This is a genomic window from Chamaesiphon sp. OTE_8_metabat_110 (genome assembly GCF_031382685.1).
In the GTDB taxonomy this organism is placed as follows: domain Bacteria; phylum Cyanobacteriota; class Cyanobacteriia; order Cyanobacteriales; family Chamaesiphonaceae; genus Chamaesiphon.
The window spans coordinates 1-3,644 of record NZ_JANMZA010000591.1 but is presented as its reverse complement, the minus strand read 5'-3'; the positions used below and the strand labels follow the sequence as shown (position 1 = coordinate 3,644).

Sequence of the window (3,644 nt, the reverse complement as noted above, 5' to 3'; positions counted from 1 at the left end):
GGGAGATGAAGAATTGTTCCATTACCTCTTACCTTTTACCTTTTACCTCTTACCTTTTACCCATTACCCTTTCCCCTTTCCCCTATCCCCCTATTGAGTATTAATTTGAACTGATACCTTAGAATTCGTCAGCCCCTTTACAGCGGTGCTGTCAGTGGGATCGATTGCGATTTTGACTTCGACGACGCGGGAGTCGGAATCGGCGGCAGGATCGGTATTGAGGACATCTTGCTTGCCGATTTGGAGTCCGACTTCTGTGACTGTGCCTCGGAGATTTTGAGTAAATGCGCCGGATTCACTCTTGATGGTGGCGGATTGTCCGACTTTGAGTTTACGAACGTCGCTTTCATAAACTTCGGCGACGGCAACCATTTGGCTGGTTTGTCCCATTTCAACGACGCCGTTGGTACTAGGAGCTTCACCAGCGCGAGTGTGGACTTTGAGGATTTCGCCAGCGATGGGGGCGCGGACGTATGCTTCATTTAGTTCGGCTTGGGCTTGGCGGACTGTAGCTTGAGCGCGAGCAAGTTCTGCTTGGGCACCTGCGACATCGACGGGGCGGACTTCGGCGATTTTGGCTAGGGTGGCTTGGGCGGCGGCGATTTGTTGGTTGGTGGTAGCTACGCTGGTATCGTAGTTGGCTTTGGCTTCGGCAAGTTGTTGTTGGGCGGTACTGACGATCTTCTGCTGGGTGGCTTGATTTTCGATAATCTGTTGGTTGAGGGTAGCCACAGTCTGGTTGTATTTGGACTGAGCCTCGGCGATTTGTTGGCGGATGGTATCGACTTCGAGCCGTTTGGCATCGAGTCTAGTGGTTTCGATCGCCCGCTCGGCATACAGTTGTTGAAAGCGTTTATAGTCTACTTCGGTATTGCTCAATTGCGATCGCAGTCGCTGGAGGGTGGCTGCTTGGGTGGGTGTTTCGCCTGCTAGTTGAGCTTTGAGGGAGGCAATTTTGCCAGCTTGGGCAGCGGGTTCCCATTTGAGTTGGGCTTCGAGGCGCGCTTTGGTAGCCACGTAGGTATCGCGGTAGCCTTGGAGCTGGCTTTTTAGTCGATCGATTTCGGCTTTTTGGGCACCGATTTCGCCTTGTTTAGCTCCAGCTTTGACTTTAGCGAGATTGCTTTGCGAGACTTTGACGTCTTCTGTAGCTTTGGCTATAGCTGCTTCTAGGCGTTGGCGATTGTTGAGGACGGCGATGATTTGTCCTTGGGTAACTCGATCTCCTTCTTTGACTAGCAATTGTGTTATCGTGCCCTGCCCCATTTGAGAGCTAGGCGCGGAGACTTTGATGACTTCGCCCAAAGGTTCCAACCGTCCTAATGAGGTGACGGCGGTGGCTTCTACTGTGGGAGCAGGTTTGGCAGATTGAGTGGCGGCTGGTTGCTGGGTAAACGTGCCAGCGTAGTGCAGTCCGGCTGGCAACAGCAAGAGCGCGGCGGCTGAGGCACCGATAGCAACCCAGCGGGTGACAGGATTCAGGCTCTTAAATTTATCGACTACAAAGTTATCTTGTCCCATAGCTTGTGAGTTGCCTTACGTTATGTCCCCTAGTAATTTACTTACTCGTTAGTTAGTTTAACCTAAAAATAAAATATATGTCAAATAAGTTACAATTGCTAGAACCTATGCCATAATAGGATTATAGATAATGCTTTATACTTACCATTTAGTCAAATAATCTGTTGCATCACCTGATATAATGCCCGTAATTAACAAACAAAAGACCGCCAAGACAGCCACACTCACCCGCAATTCCGAAGCCACCAAGAATCAACTCTTAGATGCCGCCGAAGCCGAGTTTGCAGTTACGGGTTTAATTGCCGCGCGACTGGAAACGATCGCCGCCCAGACTGGTGTTACCAAGGCGACGATTTACTATTATTTTTCCAGTAAGGAAGAATTGTATCGAGCCGTCTTGGGACGTTGTTTTACAGAGGCGTTGGCAATGATGCAGCAACTTCAACTAGACTGCTTACCGCCAGATGCCGCACTAGTGACATTGCTCGAACAAATCCTCTGCTGCATGTCAGAAAATCCCCGAATTGGGAGTATTCTGTCGCTTGAAGCAATTCAAAATCAAGGTAAGTATTACCCCAAGCAATTGGGAGATTTGCTCTACGGCACGCTCGTCGAGATTTTGGAACGGGGAATGACAACAGGTGCATTTCGCCAACTCGAACCCCGACATACCGCCGTTAATATCATTGGTACTTGTACCTTTTATTTTACCGCGCAAGAAAATCTCAAATATATGTGGCCGGGTAAACGCTTGTTAGGTAAAGAGTTACTTCAACGGCATACTCAAGAATCGATCGATCTAATTATGGCAGGAGTGAGGAATTAGGGGATAGTGAATAGTGGATAGTGAATAGTGAATAGTGGTAAAAAAGATAATTGGAGCGATCGATTAGTTATACTCCAAAGATGAATTTTTTAATATTAATTAGTTACCTAGAGAGATTATTGAAATGATACTCGATATGCAAATAGGATAGTTAGGATCTTATTTTATTTCTAAATAGTGGATATTCGCTATTCACTATCCACTATTCACTATCCACTAATTCCATGACATACTTTAAATTTGAAGCTGATTTTGTTGATTCTTTGCGTTGTATTCCGATGATCGTGCGGTTGAAGTTGGATACTTGTGGTGTGAAATTGAAGTTGGCGGAATGGAATCGATTTACGCAAGCTGAGTGCCAGCAACTAGTTGAGCTGCAATGCGATCGAGAATCCGAAGTTATCGCTTATAAAGAGTATGTCAGTAAATTAATATTTCAACATACCGGACATGCAGCCAGTTTACTGTCGATCGATCCACATCCACCGTGGTCGAACGATCGCGAAATTCCAGAGAGCGTGACAACTAAAGCCGCTGAGGAGGGTGTGAATATCGATCGACTTCAATGGGCAAATCTGGCAATTATTCAAAGATTTGCATTAATTAAGTTGACTCGATCGCAACATGAAAATAACAACTTCTTACCAGCACTTAAAGAATTTGGACTGTTCAGTTAAATAGATTGGGATAATTATTTTTTAGATTAATACTGCCTACAACCTAAATGGTGGGCAGTGCCCACCCTATAACCTGCTCACCTTACAACTAATACTATCCCCTATTCCCTATTCCCTATCCCCTAATCACATGCTAACCTTCAAACCTAAAAACCAAGATTTAGTAAATATCGATAGTGGTAATCCCGACAGTAATATTGTCGTTGATGTTCATCAGCTCAATTACTACTTTGGAAAAGGTAATCTCAAAAAACAAGTGTTGTTTGATATCAACCTCCAAATTGGTAAAGGTGAAATCGTCTTGATGACAGGGCCATCTGGTTCTGGGAAAACTACCCTACTCACATTATCGGGGGGCTTGCGATCGCCGCAAGAGGGGAGTATGAAAGTATTGGGTGTAGAAATGGTGGGTGCGAGTAAACGCAAAGTCATCGAAGTGCGGCGGAATATCGGCTATATCTTCCAAGCTCACAACCTGCTCAAATCGCTCACCGCCCAACAAAATGTCCAAATGGCGGGACAATTGCACGCCAATATGAGCGGCAAAGAAATTAAAGATCGCGCCACCGAAATGCTCGATGCCGTCGGATTGAGCGATCGCAAGTCCTACTACCCCGATA

General features: G+C 46.1%; 4 protein-coding genes. 3 read left to right on the top strand and 1 reads right to left on the bottom strand.

The window, feature by feature from the left end; genetic code table 11:
• Window positions 1-90: 90 nt before the first annotated feature.
• Window positions 91-1,521, bottom strand: coding sequence for an HlyD family efflux transporter periplasmic adaptor subunit (locus RMO52_RS21360; RefSeq protein ID WP_309745201.1), 1,431 nt, complete (start codon window positions 1,519-1,521; stop codon window positions 91-93).
• 181 nt (window positions 1,522-1,702) lie between these two features.
• Between RMO52_RS21360 and RMO52_RS21355 the strand changes: the two genes are divergently transcribed.
• The 3 genes from RMO52_RS21355 to RMO52_RS21345 all read left to right on the top strand — a co-directional run.
• A complete protein-coding gene (locus tag RMO52_RS21355; RefSeq protein ID WP_309745199.1) occupies window positions 1,703-2,347 on the top strand; it encodes a TetR family transcriptional regulator in 645 nt (214 codons plus the stop codon).
• A gap of 224 nt (window positions 2,348-2,571) precedes the next feature.
• Window positions 2,572-3,024 (top strand): nitrate reductase associated protein, encoded by a 453-nt coding sequence (locus RMO52_RS21350; RefSeq protein ID WP_309745197.1) that lies wholly within the window; start codon window positions 2,572-2,574, stop codon window positions 3,022-3,024.
• A gap of 130 nt (window positions 3,025-3,154) precedes the next feature.
• Window positions 3,155-3,644, top strand: a 490-nt coding sequence (locus RMO52_RS21345) for an ATP-binding cassette domain-containing protein (protein WP_310418339.1), incomplete at its 3' end; no start/stop codon positions are given.

Coding starts and splice junctions, on each gene's coding strand:
- RMO52_RS21355 (WP_309745199.1), top strand. CDS start 1,703: ATGCCCGTAATTAACAAACAAAAGACCGCCAAGACAGCCACACTCACC.
- RMO52_RS21360 (WP_309745201.1), bottom strand. CDS start 1,521: ATGGGACAAGATAACTTTGTAGTCGATAAATTTAAGAGCCTGAATCCT.
- RMO52_RS21350 (WP_309745197.1), top strand. CDS start 2,572: ATGACATACTTTAAATTTGAAGCTGATTTTGTTGATTCTTTGCGTTGT.